The following is a 19,380-nucleotide window of genomic DNA, read 5'->3' as shown; positions in this document are numbered from 1 at the left end:
TGTGTAGTACAAATCCAACCCTGTTGTAAAAAGTTATAAACATATGTTATAATCTTCAATAGAACAAGATAGTTTATTCATGAGGAGTGGGGAAACCCACTCTTAACTTTTGTCCAAAATAAAGGAGAGATACATTGGATGGCTCGTCGGATTGAAACCATAGTTGAAGATTTGATCACTCCTTATCTTACAGAACATCAGTTTGAACTCGTTGACATCGAGTATGTGAAGGAAGGTAAAAATTATTTTCTTCGTATCTTCATCGATAAAGATGGTGGTGTAGATATAGATGACTGTGGTCAAATAAGTGAATACATAAGTGAAAAATTGGACGAAGACGATCCAATTACAGAAGCTTACTTTTTAGAAGTATCTTCACCTGGAGCAGAGCGCCCGTTAAAGAATGAAAAAGATTATTTGAGAGCAGTAGGAAAGCATGTCTATATTAAAACATACGAACCTATTACTGGCAAAAAAGAATTCGAGGGCACGCTTACAGCATACGAAGAAGAAACATTTGTTGTAGAAGAAAACAAAAAGTCATATAAAATCCCATTAGGAAAAGTAGCCAATGCCCGCTTGGCAATTTTATTTTAGAAAAATGGATTGAGGAGGATTTAGAAAGCATGAATACGGATTTTATGGATGCTTTGTCTGAACTAGAGAAAGAGAAAGGTATTGGCAAAGATGTATTAATTGACGCGATAGAAGCGGCATTAATCTCCAGTTACAAAAGAAATTTTAACACAGCGCAAAACGTACGCGTCGATATTAATCGTGAGAACGGTTTGATCAAAGTATTTGCTCGTAAAACAGTAGTAGACGAAGTGATCGATCCAAGATTAGACATTACGGTGGAGGCTGCTCAGGCGATAAATGGTCACTACCAGTTGGATGACATTGTAGAAATTGAAGTGACACCGAGAGATTTTGGCCGCATTGCAGCGCAAACGGCGAAGCAAGTCGTAACACAGCGCATACGCGAAGCAGAGCGTGGATTGATCTACGAAGCGTTTATTGACAAAGAAGAGGACATCGTAACAGGCATTATTCAACGCGCAGATCAAAGGAACTACTATATTGATCTCGGCAAGGTGGAAGCGATTTTACCAAGCAGTGAAGTGATGCCTACCGATCGATTCTCACAAGCCGATCGTATTAAAGCGTACATTACAAAAGTAGAGAATACGACCAAAGGGCCTCAAATTGTGTTATCTCGTACACATCCTGGCCTGCTTAAAAGACTTTTTGAGCTTGAAGTTCCTGAAATTTTTGATGGAACCGTTGAAATACGTTCTGTTGCAAGAGAAGCGGGACATCGCTCGAAAATAGCGGTATACGCAAAAGATCCAGATGTCGATCCAGTCGGTTCATGTGTTGGTCAGAAGGGTACTCGTGTCCAGGCCATTGTCACAGAACTGAATGGGGAAAAAATAGATATTGTAAATTGGTCTGAGGATATTGAAGTGTATATTGCAAACTCGCTTAGCCCGTCCAAAGTAACACGGGTTGAAGTGTTAGATGGCGATAAGATGGCGAGGGTCATTGTTCCAGATGATCAGTTGTCCTTAGCCATCGGTATCAAAGGTCAAAATGCAAGATTAGCTGCTAAATTGACAGGTTGGAAAATTGATATAAAAAGTGTTAGCCAAGTTACAGAAAAAGACGATTTTGACGATAGTGACGATTTCTTTGCACAGATGTCGGATGACTAACATCACTGCATTTGAAAGAAGGAGGTTGTTACAATGAAGACAAAACGTGTACCATTACGGAAATGTGTAGCATGTCAAGCGATGGTGCCAAAGAGGCAGCTCATACGTATTGTGAAAACAAGCGATGATGAAGTGTTAGTGGATACAACGGGTAAAAAAAATGGCCGTGGTGCTTATATTTGTGGTTCACCAAAAAGCATCGAACTCATGAAAAATACAAAGTGTATCGAGCGGTCATTAAATACTCGCATATCTGCGGAACAATATGAACATATTGTTCATCAACTAGCTGCCGTTCCACAAAAATATGCTTGTGAGAGCGCAGGTGAAAACCATGGTGGAAATCAAACATAAAGTCATTTCACATCTGGGTCTAGCAACAAGAGCAAGTAAATGTGTGACAGGTGATGAAAAAGTAATGCAAGCGATTAGAAACAAGCAAGCAAAACTTGTGATTTTATCTACCGACGCTTCGGATGGTACGAAGAAAAAGGTAATGGATAAATGTAAAAGTTACGATATTCCTCTCTTTGAATACATGACAATGGAAGAGATAGGAAACAGCACGGGTAAGAGTGAACGTGCGACAGCAGCAGTTATGGATGCAGGATTTGCAAAAATGATACATAACTGTATTGCTCAATTAGCGGAGGTGAACAAGTATTGACTAACGGAAAACGTAGAGTATATGAATACGCCAAATCATTAAATATGAGCAGTAAAGAAATCATATCGATTCTTAAAAGATTAGACATCCCCGTTGCCAATCATATGAGCGTTATCGAAGAAACTCAAATTAGTAAAGTAGAACAGTTCTTTAAAAATATTAAAGACAATGCCCCAAAAAGCACTGAGAACGCATCATCTAACAGTACACCTACACCAAAAGTAGATCAGAAAAAAGCATCTGTTCCAGTAAAAGAAAACCCGGTGAAAGACAAAAAGGTACAGAGCAAACCAGAAAAAGTAGAAATTAAAAAGCAAAAAGAGGTTAAAACTGATTATAGAGTGAATAAGAGTACACCACAGGCAAAAGGGCAACATAAACATACAACGGTACCTGCAAGTTCAAACCAAACGAAACAATCCAAACAAACAGAACCAGTAAAACAAGATAATAGAGCATCATCAAATTCTGAGCAAGTGAGGCATAATGTGAATAAAACTACTCCAACGAAAACCAAACAAAATCAAGGTCAAGGTCAAAGGAATCAATTCGGCCAAAATAAAAATAACCGTAGAAACAAAAACAACTACAAGCAAGGAAACAAAAGAAATAGAGTACCATCAAAGCCAGTAGAAAAAGTGGACAATACACCGAAAAAAATTATTGTTCGTGGGCCAATGACAGTCGGTGAGCTAGCTAAAATATTGCATAAAGACGCATCCGATGTCATCAAAAAATTGATGTTGATGGGAACGATGGTCAACATAAACCAAGAAGTGGATTTAGATACGATTCAGCTTATTGCAGATGAGTACAAAGTAGAAGTGGACTTGAAACTCCCAGTGGAAGAAGATCCGTTTGAAATGGAAGAAGTCGTAGAAAATGAAGCTAACTTGAAAGAGCGTCCACCAGTTGTGACGATTATGGGACACGTCGATCACGGTAAAACGACTTTACTTGATGCTATTCGTCATACAGAAGTTACGGCTGGAGAAGCAGGTGGAATTACCCAGCATATCGGTGCTTATCAAGTTGAAATAAATAAAAAGAAAATTTCATTTTTAGATACACCTGGACACGAAGCGTTTACAACGATGCGTGCTAGAGGTTCCAAAGTAACGGATATTACCATTCTTGTCGTTGCAGCAGATGATGGCGTAATGCCACAAACCGTAGAAGCAATCAACCATGCTAAAGCGGCTAATGTACCAATCATCGTTGCAGTGAACAAAATTGATAAGCCAGAAGCAAATCCAGATAAAATTAAACAAGAACTAACAGAATATGAATTAGTGCCGGAAGAGTGGGGCGGAGAAACGATTTTCGTTAATGTATCAGCCAAAGCTCGTACGGGTCTAGATGAACTTCTAGAAATGATTCTACTCGTTGCAGAAGTACAGGAACTAAAAGCAAACCCAGATAAGCCTGCAAGAGGTACAGTCATTGAGGCTGAATTGGATAAAGGAAAAGGTGCAGTAGCGAGAGTGTTAGTACAAGAAGGTACACTGCACGTTGGAGATCCTTTTGTAGCTGGAAATTGCTTTGGTAGAGTTAGAGCGATGATCAATGATAAAGGAAGAAGATTAAAAGTAGCTCCACCTTCCACACCAGTTGAGTTAACAGGTCTAACCGAAGTTCCTCAAGCTGGGGACAGAATTATTGCCTTTGAAGACGAAAGAAAAGCAAGGGAAATTGCAGACAAAAGAGCAATTAACCAAAGAGAATCTGATCTTAGCAAGTCTAGCCGAGTGACGTTGGATGATCTTTATCAACAAATTAAAGAAGGCGAAATGAAAGAACTTCCTGTTATTATTAAAGGTGATGTGCAAGGTTCAGTAGAAGCACTTCGTGGATCCCTAGAGAAAATCGACATTGAGGGTGTTCGTGTTAAAATCATTCATACGGGTGCTGGAGCGATTGCAGAATCAGACATCATACTTGCTTCTGCTTCCAATGCTATCGTTATCGGGTTCAACGTTCGTCCAGAGCCTGCTGCTAAAATGACAGCGGAGCAAGAACAGGTAGACATTCGTCTTCATCGCATCATTTACAACGTGATTGAAGAGATTGAAGGCGCAATGAAAGGGATGCTTGATCCAGAATATGAAGAAAAAGTAGTCGGTCAAGCTGAAGTACGTAACATATTTAAAATTAGTAGAGTGGGTACCGTTGCTGGTTGCATGGTTACTCAAGGTAAAATCGTTCGTAACGCTGAAGTACGCCTTATCCGTCAAGGTATTGTCATTTATGAAGGTGAGCTAGACGCATTAAAACGCTTTAAGGATGACGCTAAAGAAGTTGCACAAGGTTACGAATGCGGAATATCCATCAAAAACTTTAACGATATGAAAGAGCAAGATATTATTGAAGCTTTCGTTATGGAGACTGTTGAAAGATAGAGGTGACAGACATGAGCAACATTCGCTCAAATCGTGTCGGAGAACAATTAAAAAAAGAACTTAGCGAAATATTACGTTCCGAAATCAAAGATCCAAGAGTTGGTTTTGTGACGGTAACGGGAGTAGATGTAACCAATGATCTCTCCCTAGCTAAAGTGTATTTAAGTGTTTTAGGCAATGAGCAGGAACAACAACAGACATTAGAAGCTTTGCAGCAAGCGATGGGATTTATTCGTCGTGAAGTTGGAAAAAGAATTCGATTAAGACATACTCCAGAAATATCTTTTAAAATAGATGCATCTATCGATTACGGAAGTCGTATCGAGCATTTACTTAAAGATTTAAACCGTGGAGACAATTAATATGACACTGCATTCTTCCTTTAAAGAAGCGGCGCAATTTATGACAGATCATCATCATTTTTTAGTGATATCTCACGTAAATCCTGATGGTGATGCTGTCAGTTCTACATGCGCCATCAGCTATATGCTACAAGCCATGAATAAAACATATCAGTTAGTGAATCAAGATGTTATTCCTAACAAATTAAGTGTCATACCAAATGCAGATCAAGTGAAGGTATGGAACGAAGATTTCATGACATTGCAGCCATTTGATGCTGTCATTGCAGTAGATTGTGCAGATCAAATGCGAATGGGTTCTTGTCATGAGCAAATCATAGGCAAGTTGCCTGTTCTTAACATTGATCACCACCCAACGAATGATGCATACGGGACAGTCAATATCATTTGTCCTTCTGCTGCATCTACAACTGAAATCATCTATGATCTGATGGATGTCATATCATTGGAGTGGAACTTACCTCTCGCAACATGCATCTACATTGGTTTATTAACAGATACAGGTGGATTTCGCTATGCGAATACGACAGCTAAAGTGATGCAGATTGCGTCCCATTTGATTTCACTTGGCATTGATGCCCATTATTTTGCACAAGCACTGTTGGAACAAATGACCTTCTCACAGATACAGCTGCTAAAACATGCATTAACTACGTTAACATTTGATGATGATGGATCATTAGGTTGGATTACGATTACCAAATCGGATTTATCCTTGGTGAATGCATCATTTTCGGATAGCGAGGGATTAGTCAACTTGCCAAGGAATGTGGAAGGGGTAGAGGTAGCTGTTCTATTCAAACAATACGGCGACGATGAGATAAAAATTAGTCTACGTTCCAATGGAAAAGCTGATGTTGCGGAAATTGCCTCTTATTTCGGCGGTGGTGGTCATAAAAATGCTGCAGGCGCAACGTTACATACTTCATTAGAAAAAGCAACGTTGACCGTATTAGAAAAATGTAGGCAGGTTATTCAAAAATGAATGAATTTGAAGGCGTAATACCGATTTGGAAACCAGCAGGCATGACATCGCACGACGTTGTTGCTAAGGTAAGAAGAATCATCTCTATGAAAAGAGTCGGGCATACGGGTACACTAGATCCCCAAGTGACAGGCGTTCTCCCTATATGTATTGGTAGAGCAACGAGAGTGGTTGAATATATGCAACAATTGCCGAAGCAGTACGAAGCTGAAATGATGTTCGGCATAGAAACAGATACACAGGATCTATCTGGCGAAGTGATAAACAGCGTAAGTAAAGTAGAGCTATCCTTGGAAAAAGTGGAACAAGCCTTAGCTCATTTTTCTGGTGTGATAGAGCAAGTACCCCCTATGTATTCTGCTTTAAAAGTAAACGGAAAGAAACTATATGAATTAGCCCGAGAAGGGAAGACGGTGGAAAGAAAAGCGAGAGAAGTGACGATTCATCGTTGTGATCTCATACATCATCAGCTACATGCAGACCATCCGAAAATATCACTCAGAGTGGATTGTTCGAAAGGAACGTACATCCGCACGTTGTGTTATGATATTGGAAAAAAATTAGGGTTGCCGGCAGTTATGACGAAGCTGGTGCGAACGGTGTCTTGTAATATCACTGCTAACGAGGCCATTACATTAGAACAACTAGCAGAGCAAGTGGAAAATGAGGATTGGAATCACTCCCTTATTCCAACGGACAAAGCGATAAAGCATATACCAGCCTATCATATTAACAACCAATATGAACGGAAAGCATTGCAAGGACAAAAAATTCCTTTACATGCTGTCCATAAAGGCGACCCAACAAAGGATGTAGACGAAGATACTTTATGTATTCGTCTGTACGGATCGGAAAAGTTTCTAGGGATCTATGAACGCCGCAGCAACGAACAGCTCATCGTTCCTGTTAAAGTTTTTTCTTAGTGTCGAAATCGTATGCTGGAATGACATATTCCTTTACTTATAAGAAACATCATACTTTTGAAAGAATTTAGGTGTATGAAAGATGGAAATAATTCATTTAAACTATCCTATATCGTTATCTGATTTTCCCGTTGAAGACCAAGTGATTGCTATTGGGGACTTCGATGGCATTCATCGTGGTCATCAACAAGTGATTGGACAAGCACAAAGGAAGGCCAAACAATGCGGAGCAAAAAGTGCGGTGATGACTTTTCATCCTCATCCGAGAGAAGTACTTGGCAAATCCATGTATGCAAGAAGCCTTGCCCCTTTTCAAGATAAAATGAAAAGATTGAAACAGCTTGGAATTGACTATACTTATGTTATACATTTTAATGCATCTTTTGCGAAGCTTACGCCAGATCAATTTGTCCATCAAGTGCTCAACAAATTATCACTTAAAGCAGTCGTAGTTGGATTTGATTTTCGATTTGGTCATCGAGGAGCGGGAACAGTGCAAACATTGCGTGATTTGTGCGGTAGCGACGTAGATGTTAGCGTAGTGGATTCATTTCAATTAGATGCAATGAAAGTGTCTAGTACGTCAATAAGAGAGTTGTTATCCCAAGGAGAAATCAAAGCCGTAACCAATTACTTAGGAAGGCCTTACGCTATCGTTGGCACAGTAATACATGGAGATGCAAGAGGAAGGCAAATTGGTTTTCCTACAGCAAATTTACAGTTAGTCGAGTCTTATGTGCTGCCTAAAAATGGTGTATATGCTGTCACCGCTGTCATCGATGATAAAGCTTATGAAGCCATCATGAACATAGGGAATCGACCTACATTTAAATCAGACCATGAAGCGAAAAGTGTTGAAGTCCATTTATTTAACTTTAATGAGTCCATCTATGGCCAAGAAATACATGTAGAGCTTATGGAGTTTGTAAGAGATGAGAAAAAGTTTTCTTCTATAGATGAGCTTGTTTTGCAAATTAATGAAGACATTAAAAAAGTAAAGCAAATGTCATTATCTTGTTAACTATATAAGATGAAGAAATAATTTAATACAATTTTACGCCTCAGTAGCCAGGCGTAAAGCGTGTGATGTGGAGATTTCTCCATCTTATGCATTGTGGTAATAAGTTGGTTTAATAAGTTCATTCAACTTATATAATATTATTTTTTTAGGCTAGTCCTTTATTCATTTACTTTCTTCATTCTATTTGCTATAATTAATGGCGTTGTATTTCATGCTTTGTAGAACCGTAGCTTGGAATATCGATCCACTCCGGCGTTTTCTAGGCTAGTGGCGATTATATTAATAAGGAGGTGAACAGGATGGCAATAGCACAAGAGCGTAAACAACAGATCATTGAAGAATTTAAGGTGCACGAATCAGATACAGGATCTCCAGAGGTACAAATCGCTATCCTTACGGAAAACATTAACAATCTGACTGAACATTTTCGCACACATAAAAAAGATCATCATTCCCGTCGCGGATTGTTGAAAATGGTAGGTCAGCGTAGAAAATTATTAGCTTACTTACGAAACAAAGATGTCAACCGTTATAGAACGTTGATCGAAAAACTCGGCCTACGTCGATAGGAAACAAAGCAACCTGTTTTGTTTGTCTCAACATCGTGTGATGGAGATAACAGAATAGGTTGTTTTTAAAAGTTTACATATGTGGTTTCAAAAATAAAAAAATGTTTCATATCGTTAAGAAAATAAATCGGTATTCACAATATAGATGAGAATTAACCTTTGAAACTTAAAATTCAAAATTGAATAATAGGAGGGAAGACAAGTGGAAAATCAACATGTAGTTGAAATGACTTTAAACGGGAAAGATCTGAAGATTGAAACAGGTAGATTAGCGAAACAAGCCAATGCAGCCGTCACGGTTACTTATGGTGATACAGTTGTACTTAGTACGATTACCGCTTCTTCCGATGCTAAAAATCTTGATTTTTTCCCTCTCACTGTAAATTACGAAGAAAGATTATACGCAGTAGGTAAAATTCCCGGTGGATTTATCAAAAGGGAAGGAAGACCGAGCGAAAAGGCTATATTAGCAAGTAGACTAATTGACCGTCCGATTCGTCCCTTATTTCCAGATGGATTTAGGAACGAAGTGCAGATTGTCAGCATTGTAATGAGTGTGGATCAAGATTGTTCTCCTGAAATGGCAGCAATGATTGGTACTTCAGCAGCATTAAGTATATCCGACGTTCCATTCCATGGTCCTATCGGTGGGGTCATTGTGGCTCGTATAAATGGAGAATATATCATTAATCCAACAGTAAAACAAGAAGAAGAAAGTGATTTTTATATTGTTGTTGCAGGAACGAAAGACGCTATCATGATGGTGGAAGGGGAAGCAAATGAAATTCCCGAAAAAGAAATCTTAGAAGCCATTATGTTTGGTCACGAAGAAATTAAAAAAATAGTAGCAGTACAAGAGGAACTTGTTGCTCAATGCGGTAAAGAAAAAATGGAAGTGGAATTGCGTCAAGTGAATGCTGACATAGAGCAAGCTGTAAGTGAATATGCTCAAGCTGATTTGATTGAAGCAGTTCAAATTCATGAAAAGCATGCACGACAAGATAAAATTGATGGCATTCAACAGCAGACTATCGAACATTTTACGGCTTTGTATGAAGAAGATCAGGACAAGTTAAAAGATGTCCGAGAAGTACTTAGTTCCATCGTGAAAAAAGAAGTACGCAGACTCATTACACATGAGAAAGTTCGCCCAGATGGACGTGCTGCGGATGAAATCCGCCCTATAGACTGCGACACTTCATTGTTGCCAAGAACCCATGGTTCAGGGTTATTTACAAGAGGACAAACCCAGGCACTTAGTATTTGTACATTAGGTGCACTTGGTGACGTACAAATATTAGATGGATTAGATCTGGAAGAATCCAAACGATTCATGCATCATTACAATTTCCCTCCATTTAGCGTTGGGGAAGCAAGACCTTTGCGAGCACCTGGCAGAAGAGAAGTAGGCCACGGAGCATTAGGAGAAAGAGCATTAGAAAAAGTCATTCCTTCAGAAACAGAATTTCCTTATACGATTCGACTCGTATCAGAAGTGTTGGAATCTAATGGATCTACGTCCCAAGCGAGTATATGTGCAAGTACGTTAGCGATGATGGATGCTGGTGTTCCAATTAAAGCGCCAGTTGCTGGTATTGCAATGGGATTAATTAAAGATGAAGCCGAAATGACGATCTTAACGGATATTCAAGGGATGGAAGATCACCTAGGGGACATGGATTTCAAAGTCGCTGGAACGGCTCAAGGTGTTACCGCTATCCAAATGGATATTAAAATAGATGGTATTAATCGCGAGATACTACATGAAGCACTAGAGCAAGCGAAAAAGGGTCGCCTATTCATTTTAGGTAAAATGAATGAAGCGATTACAGAGCCTAAAAAACAATTATCTCCATATGCGCCTAAAATTTTGAAAATGATGATTAATCCGGAGAAAATTCGTGATGTGATAGGCCCTGGTGGAAAAATCATTAATAAGATTATTGAAGAAACAGGCGTTAAAATAGATATTGAACAAGACGGTACGGTGTTCATCGCTTCTTCTGATGCAGAAATGAATGAAAAGGCGAGAACGATTATCGACAATTTAACGAAAGAAGTTGTCGTTGGTGAAACGTACCTAGGAACAGTGAAAAGAATAGAGAAGTTTGGATGTTTTGTAGAAGTACTTCCAGGAAAAGAAGGATTAGTTCATATTTCTCAATTATCTACGGAGCGAGTAGCTAAAGTGGAAGATGTCGTTGGGCTAAATGACTCCATTACAGTGAAAGTGACGGAAATTGACCAACAAGGTAGAATTAATTTATCTCGCAAAGCAACGTTACAAAATCAAGAAACAAAAAGCCCGAAAAACTAATGTGAATAGTACCGTAACACATAAGAAGACCCCTGCTTGTTAGTAGGGGGAATAAGCTTTATTTATGTTGAGAGAGCATCGTAAGGTGCTTTTTTTAATGTTTACACTCTTTTAGTCATACGTTGGACTGCTAGCACATATACTTGTAGACGACAAGTACAGGCTATGCTGCATAGAACAATGTACAATCATTTGTATCATTGTCACCTTCTCAGTGGTGATGAAGCTCATGAGACAAAAGGAGTGTAAACAATGAAACGAATTAATGGCATACATGTAGCAGTAGGATTGTTATGTTTTCTTCTGCTTTTTTTGTGGATGGATCAATCCCCTTCACTTCGTAGTTACATACAATTTCTCAAAGCAAAACCATCACCATACGCTGCTTCTTCTTTGGTAAAAACAGAAGAACAATGGATGGCGGAAATCCAAAGCAGAGCAACAGAAAGAAATATTGCCCCTGTAGATGCCAAAATTGATCCGGTGTGGAAAGCTATTCCTGGCTATAATGGACGAGAAGTGGATATCCCAACTTCATTGAAATTATCTAAAGATCAAGGGAAACTAAGTATAATATATAAAGAAGTAGAACCAAACATAAAGCTTGAAGACCTTGGATATCAGCCTATATACCGAGGTAATAGTCACAAGAAAATGGCTTCCATTATGATTAATGTCGCCTGGGGTAATGAATACATTCCACCTATTTTGGATACGTTACGGCAAGAAAATGTTCACGCTACTTTTTTTTTAGACGGAAGTTGGCTTTCTAACAACATGGATGTAGCTAAAATAATAATGGATGAAGGCCATGAGCTATCGAATCATGCTTATTCACACAAAAATATGAGTCAACTATCACATGCAAAAGCAAGAGAAGAAATCATGAAAACAGAACAGCTCCTAAAACAATTAGGTGTGGAAAATAAATTTTTTGCACCCCCATCAGGCGATTTCGATAAAGAGACTGTTAAAATTGCAAAAGATATGGGACTCTATACGATTTTATGGACATTGGATACTGTAGATTGGAAAAATCCACCTCCGGAGAGTATTGTAAAAAAAATTTCAAATAACATAGAGCCGGGTAGTCTAATTTTAATGCATCCGACAGCATCTTCAAGTCAATCACTGTCTCAAATGATACAGGTAATCAAAGATAAAAATCTCGCTCTGAGTACAGTGAGTGAACTGCTATCTTCAAAACGAAGTGACACGGTTGAGCGTACTCATCATTTTTGATATGATACTAACATTATATAAAAGAAAAATTAAAGTGGGTAGAACATGTTTTGTATGTTGTCATAAACATAAGTAATTTTAAAAATCGCAAAATGTTCGTTTATATAGGAGGCAGAAGGTGAAAACATATCGTTTAAATAATGGACTTCGTGTCGCTTTACAATCTATCCCTACTTCTCGCTCAGTATCTTTTGGTATTTGGGTAAAGGCAGGTTCTCGCAATGAAACGGAGGATAACAACGGAATTACACACTTAATAGAACATATGTTGTTTAAAGGAACAGATAAATATAATGCACTTCAAATTGCTGAGAATTTTGATGGTATTGGTGGAAATATTAATGCTTTTACGTCAAAAGAATATACGAGTTACTATACAAAAGTGTTAGATGAGCACTTACCGTTAGCGGTAGAAATACTATCTAGCATGTTTTTCGACTCTACATTTGATGAAACAGAACTGGCAAAAGAGAAGAAAGTTATTTTTGAAGAAATATCTATGTATCGTGACACTCCAGATGATCACGTACATGATATGATTGCGAAAGCTGCTTATCCAGATCATTCTTTGGGATATACGATTTTAGGAACGGAAGATGTATTGAACACGATGACATCAGATCATATTCGAGATTATATGGAGCAATTTTATACTATTCCTAATGTGGTGCTAAGCTTAGCTGGTAACGTGGACGAAAGTGTTTTGCCATTATTAGAAAAATATTTTGGACATTTTAATAACAAGAGAGAAAGTGTGGCTATTACACCACCTCAATTTCATAGTAATACGTTGTTTCAACAAAAATCTACGGAGCAACATCATATTTGCTTGTCTTTTCCTGGTGTATCTTTAGTGGATAAGTCGCTCTATCCTATCATTTTGCTCAACAATAGATTAGGTGGAGGAATGAGCTCCAAACTTTTTCAAGAAATTAGAGAAAAAAGAGGTTTGGCTTATTCTGTCTATTCTTATCACTCTACGAACTTGGATAGTGGCAATTATACGATTTATATGGGTACAGCACCAAATCAAACAGATGAAGTCATGAAGGTTGCGTTTGATATTATTTCTGAAACCATTGAAAATGGACTGAGCGATGAAGAAATACATCGTGGGAAACAGCAAATGAAAGGCAGTATTATATTAGCTTTGGAAAGCAGCCAAAGTCTCATGAATAGAATTGGAAAAAATGAGTTGCTTTTGCACAAGCATGAAACGTTAGATAATATGGTAAAACGGATAGAAAGCATTACAAAGGAACAAGTAAACCATGTCATTCAAGATCATTTAAAACAACCTTTTTCTCTAGCTATGGTAGGAGATAAAGATAAGATAAGTCATTTGAGGAGAGATCAATTTGCAATATAATATACAAATCAAAAAGTTACCAGGAAATGAAGATATAGGGATGCCAAAGAAAATGTCAGAATGGGCGGCAGGTTTTGATTTGCATGCTGCCGTAACGGAACCAACTGTGTTGAAGCCAGGGGAAAGAGCTTTGATTCCAACTGGGTTTTCTATGGCAATGCCTAAACAATGTGAAGCACAAATTCGCCCAAGAAGTGGGTTGGCATATAAGCACGGCATTACATGTTTGAACTCACCAGGTACGATAGATGCTGATTATCGTGGAGAAGTCAAAGTATTATTAATTAATCATGGTCAGGAACCTTTTACGATTGAAAGAAACGAGCGTGTAGCACAAATGGTTATACAAATTGTTCCTCAAATTTCTATACAACAAGTGGAAGAGCTAAGTGAAACAGACCGTGGAGAAGGCGGATTTGGGCATACTGGAGTTTGAATATAGCAAGATGAAAGAAGAAAAAGCGGGGGCTTTGTTGGTCTCCCGCTTTTTTGTATGCATTTATACACCAACCATTTCTAGTTGCATAAACTAATATAGGATTTTAGCTGAATTTGAGGGGTGTTGACTTCCTATGTTAACAGGGTTACATGTTGTATTTATTGGTGGTGATGCAAGGCAGCTAGAAGTCATTCAAAAATTTTACGAAATGGATGCCACCATTACATTAGTTGGATTTGATCAATTGGAAAACAAATTTGCTGGAGTGAAAAAAGAAAGATTGAGCGAACAATTGCTAAGTACAGCCGATGTTATCTTACTCCCTCCTATTGGCACGGATGACAAAGGAAATATCAATTCCGTATTTTCAGGGGAAGATCTACAACTTAGTGAAAAATATTTCAAATCATTAGCGAAACATTGCAGTATTTATACCGGTATAGCAAAGCCATATTTGAAAGAAATGTGTAGAAAGCACCAGATAAAATTTGTTGAATTGTTAGCACGAGATGATGTAGCTATATTTAATTCCATTCCTACTGCCGAAGGTGCAGTGATGTTAGCAATTAAAAATACAGACATTACGATCCATAGTTCAAATTGTATTGTGCTAGGTATGGGTAGAACAGGAATAACATTAGCAAGAGTGCTGCAAGGTTTAGGTGCTAACGTGCAAGTAGGGGTAAGGAGGGGCGAGCAGTTTGCTAGAAGTTTTGAAATGAACCTTAAGCCCTTCTATAGTAAAGATTTAGTGAATCATGTTAGTGAAGTTGACTTGCTTTTTAACACAATTCCATCTATGATAATCACAGCAGAAGTCATTGCCAACATGCCAAATAGGACCGTCATTATCGACCTTGCTTCTAAACCAGGAGGAACAGATTTTCGTTTTGCAGAAAAAAGAGGTGTAAAAGCGATGCTGGCTCCAGGTTTACCAGGGATTGTAGCACCGAAAACAGCAGGTCAAATTATTGCAAATTGTGTATCTGAGATTGTAATGGAAGATTATCAGATATGGAGGAATGCAAAATGAATTGGTCTGATAAACACGTTGGTTTTGCTTTATCAGGTTCACACTGTACCTTTGCTGAGGTGATGCCACAAATACAACAATTTGTGGACGCAGGAAGTAAAGTAACGCCCATCATTTCAAATACGCTGAAGACAACAGATACTAGGTTTGGAACAGCAGAAGATTGGCGAAAACAGTTGAAAGATATAGCAGGTAATGATATCATTTCTACAATCGTAGATGCGGAGCCATTAGGTCCTACTAAACTTCTGGATGTGCTTGTGATCGCACCTTGTACTGGTAATACGACAAGCAAACTCGCAAATGCCCTAACAGATAATGCAGTTTTAATGGCAGCAAAAGCGCAAATGCGAAATCAGAGACCGTTGGTCATCGGTATATCTACGAATGATGGTCTTGGATTAAATGCAGCTAATATTGCAAAACTATTAGCAATGAAGCATATTTATTTCGTTCCTTTTGGTCAAGATTCTCCTGAAGGAAAACCAAACTCACTCGTTGCTAGAATGGAATTGATATTTGAAACGTGTGAGCATGCATTACAAGGTAAACAATTACAACCTTTAATCATAGAAAAGTTTAAATATATAGGTTGAATTTATTTCTTATACTGTATAAGTTGAATGATTATTTATACAGCTTTTACTACGATGCATAAGATGGAGAAATTTCTACATTATAACCTTTACACCTAGCTATTGAGGTGTAAACTTGCATTACATCATTTCTTCATCTTATATAGATGCATTTTTTATGTACAGCATTTGATGTTACAAGAATTGTATTTTGTCAGATGTAGCATTTGCTATATCTGATCATATAGAAAATTATAGTGGATTGTGAAGGGAGAATATCATATGTCAGAACAAAAAAACTTTAATATTGCAGTCGTTGGAGCAACTGGAGCAGTTGGATCACAAATTATTTCACTATTGGAAGAAAGAAATTTTCCTATTGAGCAGTTAACATTACTATCTTCCGCGCGCTCTGCTGGTAGTGTCATCGATTTTAAGGGAGAACAAATTGTAGTACAAGAAGCTACAACTTCAAGTTTTGAGAATATAGATATTGCTTTGTTTAGTGCCGGTGGAAGTGTAAGTAAGACATTCATTCCACATGCGGTAAAAGCAGGGGCAATTTGTATCGACAATACGAGTGCTTATCGAATGGATGCTGACACACCGCTTATTGTACCAGAGGTCAATATAGATCATATCGATCAACATCGAGGCATTATCGCTAATCCAAATTGTTCTACTATACAAATGGTTGCAGCACTGAAGCCTTTATATGATGCTTATGGTATTGAATCCATTGTTGTGTCCACGTATCAATCCGTCTCTGGTTCCGGAACAAGTGCAATTAAAGAAACATATCGTCAAGTACAAGATATTTTGGAAAACGGTGAAACGAAAGCGGATTTTTTCCCTGTATCTTCTCTTCCAGTTAAACATCAAATTGCATTTAATGCAGTACCTCAAATTGATGTATTTCAGGAGAATGGTTACACTTTCGAAGAAATAAAAATGATACAAGAAACAAGAAAAATATTTAATGATTCATCCTTAAAAGTAACAGCAACCTGTGTGAGAATACCTGTTATTGCAGGGCACTCAGAATCTGTGTATGTTGAATTTAAAAACGAATATGATTTGCAAGAAGTAAGACAATTACTAGAAAATGCTCCAGGTATAGTAGTGGAGGACGATCCTTCTTCTCAACTGTACCCTCTAGCTACTAATGCAGCTGGAAAATTAGACGTGTTTGTAGGACGTCTTCGCAAAGATTTAGATAACCCGAAAGCATTGAATATGTGGGTTGTTTCTGATAATTTACTTAAAGGCGCAGCATGGAATGCTGTACAAATTGCAGAGTACATTGCGCTTCAAAAATAAAAACATAAAACATACTTATTATCATAACATCGAGAAAAAATTGAACTTATTTGCTGTGGGGAAAGGAAATACAAAGTAATGAAAATAATTGTCCAGAAATTTGGTGGGACTTCTTTACAGACAAAAGAAGCACGAAGTCTTGCTGTAGAACATATTCAAAACTCATTGAAAGATAACTATCACGTCGTTGTTGTCGTATCTGCTATGGGTAGAAAAGGAGACGCTTACGCTACAGATACGTTATTGCAACTTTCTAGAGAAAATGGTGGCATGCTCCCAGCAAGGGAGACGGATTTACTGTTAAGTTGTGGTGAAGTCATATCAGCAACTGTACTATGCAGTATGCTGATAGCTGAGCAAATTCCAGCAACCGTATTGACGGGTGCGCAAGCGGGAATCATTACAAATGGAGAGTTTAGCAACGCACAAATTGTTACCATTCAGACGAACAAAATGATGAGCTTGTTGGAATCTAATAAAGTCGTTATCGTTACAGGATTTCAAGGTAAAGCAGATAATGATGATATCGCTACGTTAGGTAGAGGCGCTAGTGACACGTCAGCAACGGCATTAGGTGCTGCTTTAAAAGCAGATTATGTAGATATCTTCACGGATGTAAACGGTATTTTGTCTGCTGATCCGAAAATTGTGAAGGATGCGAGGGCGTTATCCCAAGTTAGTTATGCGGAGATATGTCACATGGCGCAAAATGGTGCTAAAGTTATCCATCCGCGAGCAGTTGAATTAGCGATGCACGCGAATATTCCGATTCGAGTTCGATCTACTTTTTCCAAAGACGAAGGGACGCTTGTCACGTATCCAGAAGCATTGACAAATAGTAAAGTTTCAGATCGTTATGTTACAGGAATAGCGAGTGTAGATAAGATAACGCAAATTCAAATTAATGCAAAAGAAGGGCAGTACGATTTACAGCTAAAAGTGTTCAAAGCGATGGCACAAAATCAAATTAGCGTAGACTTTATCAATGTAACGCCATCTGGTGTGGTGTATACGATACAAGATGAATTTGTGTCCAAAGCGGATGAAGTGTTAAAGGCATTAGGTTATGAAGCGGAGTTCTTACCTCAATGTGCAAAGATTTCTGTCATTGGTGGCGGCATTAATGGTGTTCCTGGTATCATGGCGAGAATCGTAGAAGCACTAACGGAAGTAGACATTCAAATCTTACAATCTGCAGACTCCAATACGACGATCTGGGTGCTTGTAAGAGGAGAGCATATGAAAAAAGCAATTTGTGCTTTACATGATAAATTTAGCTTACATCTTGTTGAAGAATAAAGATTTCTCTTTAATTTCAACAAAAGGAGATGAAAAACATGGATTTTGGAAGAATCATTACGGCAATGGTTACTCCATTCAATGATGAACTGGAAATTGATTGGGAACAAACGAAAAAACTGATTGATTATTTAATTGAAGAACAGAAAGCAGATGGACTTGTCATTAGCGGTACAACAGGTGAATCGCCTACGCTATCGGAAGAAGAGAAATTAGACTTGTTTCATTATGCAAAACAAGTAGCAAATGGTCGTTGCAAGATTATTGCAGGTACAGGCTGTAACGATACGAACAAAACGATAGAGTTCTCTAAAAAAGCAGAACTTGCAGAAGTGGATGGTTTGCTTATCGTATGTCCGTACTACAATAGGCCAAATCAAGATGGAATTTACCATCATTACAAGGCAGTGGCGGAGTCCACGTCGTTACCTATTATGATGTATAATGTTCCTGCTAGAACCGGAGTATCGATAGCACCGGAAACGACGATTCGCTTGTCTGAAGTTGATAATATCGTATGTACGAAGGAAGCAGCAGGAGATTTGACCATCGTGTCGAAAATCGCTGCTGGCACATCAAATGACTTTAAGATCTATAGTGGTGTCGACGACTTAAATTTACCTATGTTGGCGGTAGGTGGATACGGTTTTGTCAGTGTAGTAAGCCATGTTGTTGGCAAAGAACTTAGTGAAATGGTGCAATACTGGTTAGATGGAAATCATGAAAAAGCAGCCAGCATTCATTATGATTTATTGCCTGTGTATGAATCCATGTTCATTAGTCCTTCACCTGGTCCGGTAAAATATGCATTATCATTAGCAGGGTTAAACCCAGGTAGTGTTAGATTACCATTAATTCCAGTCAACGAAGAAGATCGAAAAGTCATTATTGACAGTTTAAAGATGAAATAGAGTTTAAAATAAACCACAAACATCCCGTCATGATCTCATTTTTAAACTTAGTAATGGATTATGATGGGTTTTTTGTGTTGCATTGTATAGGATAACCAGATATATTATTATAGGGACAATCATTTTTAGAAGATGATGAAAAAAGACTACATCGTAGTATAAGTGAATCAAGGGAACTACTCATTTTTTGCTTAGTATGGATGTGGTAAGTTAAGTTTGGGAATGCTATACATA

General features: G+C 38.1%; 19 protein-coding genes. All 19 read left to right on the top strand.

The annotated features are described in order from the left end of the window. Positions 1–138 precede the first annotated feature (138 nt). The 19 genes from rimP to dapA all read left to right on the top strand — a co-directional run bounded on the left by rimP (position 139) and on the right by dapA (position 19,146). A complete protein-coding gene (gene rimP / locus D1Z92_RS03145; RefSeq protein ID WP_128894203.1) occupies positions 139–597 on the top strand; it encodes a ribosome maturation factor RimP in 459 nt (152 codons plus the stop codon). Positions 598–626: 29 nt separating this feature from the next. Continuing rightward, entirely contained in the window at positions 627–1,715 is a 1,089-nt protein-coding gene (nusA, locus tag D1Z92_RS03140) for a transcription termination factor NusA (protein WP_128894202.1), read from the top strand. 33 nt (positions 1,716–1,748) lie between these two features. Further along, positions 1,749–2,069 (top strand): RNase P modulator RnpM, encoded by a 321-nt coding sequence (rnpM, locus tag D1Z92_RS03135; protein WP_128894201.1) that lies wholly within the window; start codon positions 1,749–1,751, stop codon positions 2,067–2,069. Continuing rightward, on the top strand, positions 2,050–2,382 hold the full coding sequence (locus tag D1Z92_RS03130; protein ID WP_240666552.1) for a L7Ae/L30e/S12e/Gadd45 family ribosomal protein: 333 nt from the start codon (positions 2,050–2,052) through the stop codon (positions 2,380–2,382). Before rnpM ends, D1Z92_RS03130 begins: the two co-directional genes overlap by 20 nt. Then, positions 2,379–4,781, top strand: a complete 2,403-nt coding sequence (gene infB, locus D1Z92_RS03125) for a translation initiation factor IF-2 (RefSeq protein WP_276318859.1) — start codon at positions 2,379–2,381, stop codon at positions 4,779–4,781. Before D1Z92_RS03130 ends, infB begins: the two co-directional genes overlap by 4 nt. A gap of 11 nt (positions 4,782–4,792) precedes the next feature. Further along, a complete protein-coding gene (rbfA, locus tag D1Z92_RS03120; RefSeq protein ID WP_128894199.1) occupies positions 4,793–5,143 on the top strand; it encodes a 30S ribosome-binding factor RbfA in 351 nt (116 codons plus the stop codon). Between the two features lies 1 nt (position 5,144). Then, entirely contained in the window at positions 5,145–6,128 is a 984-nt protein-coding gene (locus D1Z92_RS03115) for a DHH family phosphoesterase (RefSeq protein WP_128894198.1), read from the top strand. Beyond that, a complete protein-coding gene (gene truB, locus D1Z92_RS03110) occupies positions 6,125–7,051 on the top strand; it encodes a tRNA pseudouridine(55) synthase TruB (RefSeq protein WP_128894197.1) in 927 nt (308 codons plus the stop codon). Before D1Z92_RS03115 ends, truB begins: the two co-directional genes overlap by 4 nt. An 82-nt stretch (positions 7,052–7,133) precedes the next feature. Beyond that, positions 7,134–8,072, top strand: coding sequence for a bifunctional riboflavin kinase/FAD synthetase (locus tag D1Z92_RS03105; protein ID WP_128894196.1), 939 nt, complete (start codon positions 7,134–7,136; stop codon positions 8,070–8,072). Positions 8,073–8,371: 299 nt separating this feature from the next. Then, entirely contained in the window at positions 8,372–8,641 is a 270-nt protein-coding gene (gene rpsO, locus D1Z92_RS03100; protein ID WP_128894195.1) for a 30S ribosomal protein S15, read from the top strand. A gap of 226 nt (positions 8,642–8,867) precedes the next feature. After that, a complete protein-coding gene (pnp, locus tag D1Z92_RS03095) occupies positions 8,868–10,958 on the top strand; it encodes a polyribonucleotide nucleotidyltransferase (RefSeq protein WP_128894355.1) in 2,091 nt (696 codons plus the stop codon). Between the two features lie 252 nt (positions 10,959–11,210). Continuing rightward, complete coding sequence (locus D1Z92_RS03090; protein ID WP_128894194.1) at positions 11,211–12,200, top strand: polysaccharide deacetylase family protein; 990 nt, start codon at positions 11,211–11,213, stop codon at positions 12,198–12,200. 118 nt (positions 12,201–12,318) lie between these two features. Continuing rightward, a complete protein-coding gene (locus tag D1Z92_RS03085) occupies positions 12,319–13,569 on the top strand; it encodes a M16 family metallopeptidase (protein ID WP_128894193.1) in 1,251 nt (416 codons plus the stop codon). Beyond that, positions 13,559–14,005 carry a dUTP diphosphatase gene (gene dut / locus D1Z92_RS03080; protein WP_128894192.1) on the top strand — a complete coding sequence of 149 codons (447 nt, stop codon included), beginning with the start codon at positions 13,559–13,561 and terminating at the stop codon, positions 14,003–14,005. The genes D1Z92_RS03085 and dut overlap by 11 nt, the downstream gene beginning before the upstream one ends. Positions 14,006–14,141: 136 nt before the next feature. Then, on the top strand, positions 14,142–15,041 hold the full coding sequence (gene dpsA, locus D1Z92_RS03075) for a dipicolinate synthase subunit DpsA (RefSeq protein WP_128894191.1): 900 nt from the start codon (positions 14,142–14,144) through the stop codon (positions 15,039–15,041). After that, the gene (locus tag D1Z92_RS03070; protein ID WP_128894190.1) at positions 15,038–15,637 is read left to right on the top strand and encodes a dipicolinate synthase subunit B; all 600 of its coding nucleotides are present in this window, start codon (positions 15,038–15,040) and stop codon (positions 15,635–15,637) included. The genes dpsA and D1Z92_RS03070 overlap by 4 nt, the downstream gene beginning before the upstream one ends. Before the next feature lie 261 nt (positions 15,638–15,898). After that, complete coding sequence (locus D1Z92_RS03065; protein WP_128894189.1) at positions 15,899–16,936, top strand: aspartate-semialdehyde dehydrogenase; 1,038 nt, start codon at positions 15,899–15,901, stop codon at positions 16,934–16,936. A 78-nt stretch (positions 16,937–17,014) separates the two neighbouring features. After that, complete coding sequence (gene dapG / locus D1Z92_RS03060; RefSeq protein WP_128894188.1) at positions 17,015–18,235, top strand: aspartate kinase; 1,221 nt, start codon at positions 17,015–17,017, stop codon at positions 18,233–18,235. Between the two features lie 38 nt (positions 18,236–18,273). Further along, positions 18,274–19,146, top strand: coding sequence for a 4-hydroxy-tetrahydrodipicolinate synthase (gene dapA / locus D1Z92_RS03055; protein WP_128894187.1), 873 nt, complete (start codon positions 18,274–18,276; stop codon positions 19,144–19,146). Positions 19,147–19,380 lie beyond the last annotated feature (234 nt).

Origin of the sequence: Longirhabdus pacifica, assembly GCF_004115085.1 — a bacterium.
In the GTDB taxonomy this organism is placed as follows: Bacteria; Bacillota; Bacilli; order Paenibacillales; family DSM-105158; genus Longirhabdus; species Longirhabdus pacifica.
The sequence above is the reverse complement of the archived record's forward strand: the minus strand, read 5'-3'. Positions and strand labels throughout refer to the sequence as shown.

Excerpts from the sequence above, each read along its gene's own strand:
- nusA (WP_128894202.1), top strand. The coding sequence starts at position 627 with ATGAATACGGATTTTATGGATGCTTTGTCTGAACTAGAGAAAGAGAAA.
- rnpM (WP_128894201.1), top strand. The coding sequence starts at position 1,749 with ATGAAGACAAAACGTGTACCATTACGGAAATGTGTAGCATGTCAAGCG.
- rimP (WP_128894203.1), top strand. The coding sequence starts at position 139 with ATGGCTCGTCGGATTGAAACCATAGTTGAAGATTTGATCACTCCTTAT.
- dapA (WP_128894187.1), top strand. The coding sequence starts at position 18,274 with ATGGATTTTGGAAGAATCATTACGGCAATGGTTACTCCATTCAATGAT.
- D1Z92_RS03070 (WP_128894190.1), top strand. The coding sequence starts at position 15,038 with ATGAATTGGTCTGATAAACACGTTGGTTTTGCTTTATCAGGTTCACAC.
- D1Z92_RS03105 (WP_128894196.1), top strand. The coding sequence starts at position 7,134 with ATGGAAATAATTCATTTAAACTATCCTATATCGTTATCTGATTTTCCC.
- rpsO (WP_128894195.1), top strand. The coding sequence starts at position 8,372 with ATGGCAATAGCACAAGAGCGTAAACAACAGATCATTGAAGAATTTAAG.
- rbfA (WP_128894199.1), top strand. The coding sequence starts at position 4,793 with ATGAGCAACATTCGCTCAAATCGTGTCGGAGAACAATTAAAAAAAGAA.
- D1Z92_RS03065 (WP_128894189.1), top strand. The coding sequence starts at position 15,899 with ATGTCAGAACAAAAAAACTTTAATATTGCAGTCGTTGGAGCAACTGGA.
- D1Z92_RS03130 (WP_240666552.1), top strand. The coding sequence starts at position 2,050 with ATGGTGGAAATCAAACATAAAGTCATTTCACATCTGGGTCTAGCAACA.
- dapG (WP_128894188.1), top strand. The coding sequence starts at position 17,015 with ATGAAAATAATTGTCCAGAAATTTGGTGGGACTTCTTTACAGACAAAA.
- pnp (WP_128894355.1), top strand. The coding sequence starts at position 8,868 with ATGACTTTAAACGGGAAAGATCTGAAGATTGAAACAGGTAGATTAGCG.
- D1Z92_RS03115 (WP_128894198.1), top strand. The coding sequence starts at position 5,145 with ATGACACTGCATTCTTCCTTTAAAGAAGCGGCGCAATTTATGACAGAT.
- D1Z92_RS03090 (WP_128894194.1), top strand. The coding sequence starts at position 11,211 with ATGAAACGAATTAATGGCATACATGTAGCAGTAGGATTGTTATGTTTT.
- truB (WP_128894197.1), top strand. The coding sequence starts at position 6,125 with ATGAATGAATTTGAAGGCGTAATACCGATTTGGAAACCAGCAGGCATG.
- dpsA (WP_128894191.1), top strand. The coding sequence starts at position 14,142 with ATGTTAACAGGGTTACATGTTGTATTTATTGGTGGTGATGCAAGGCAG.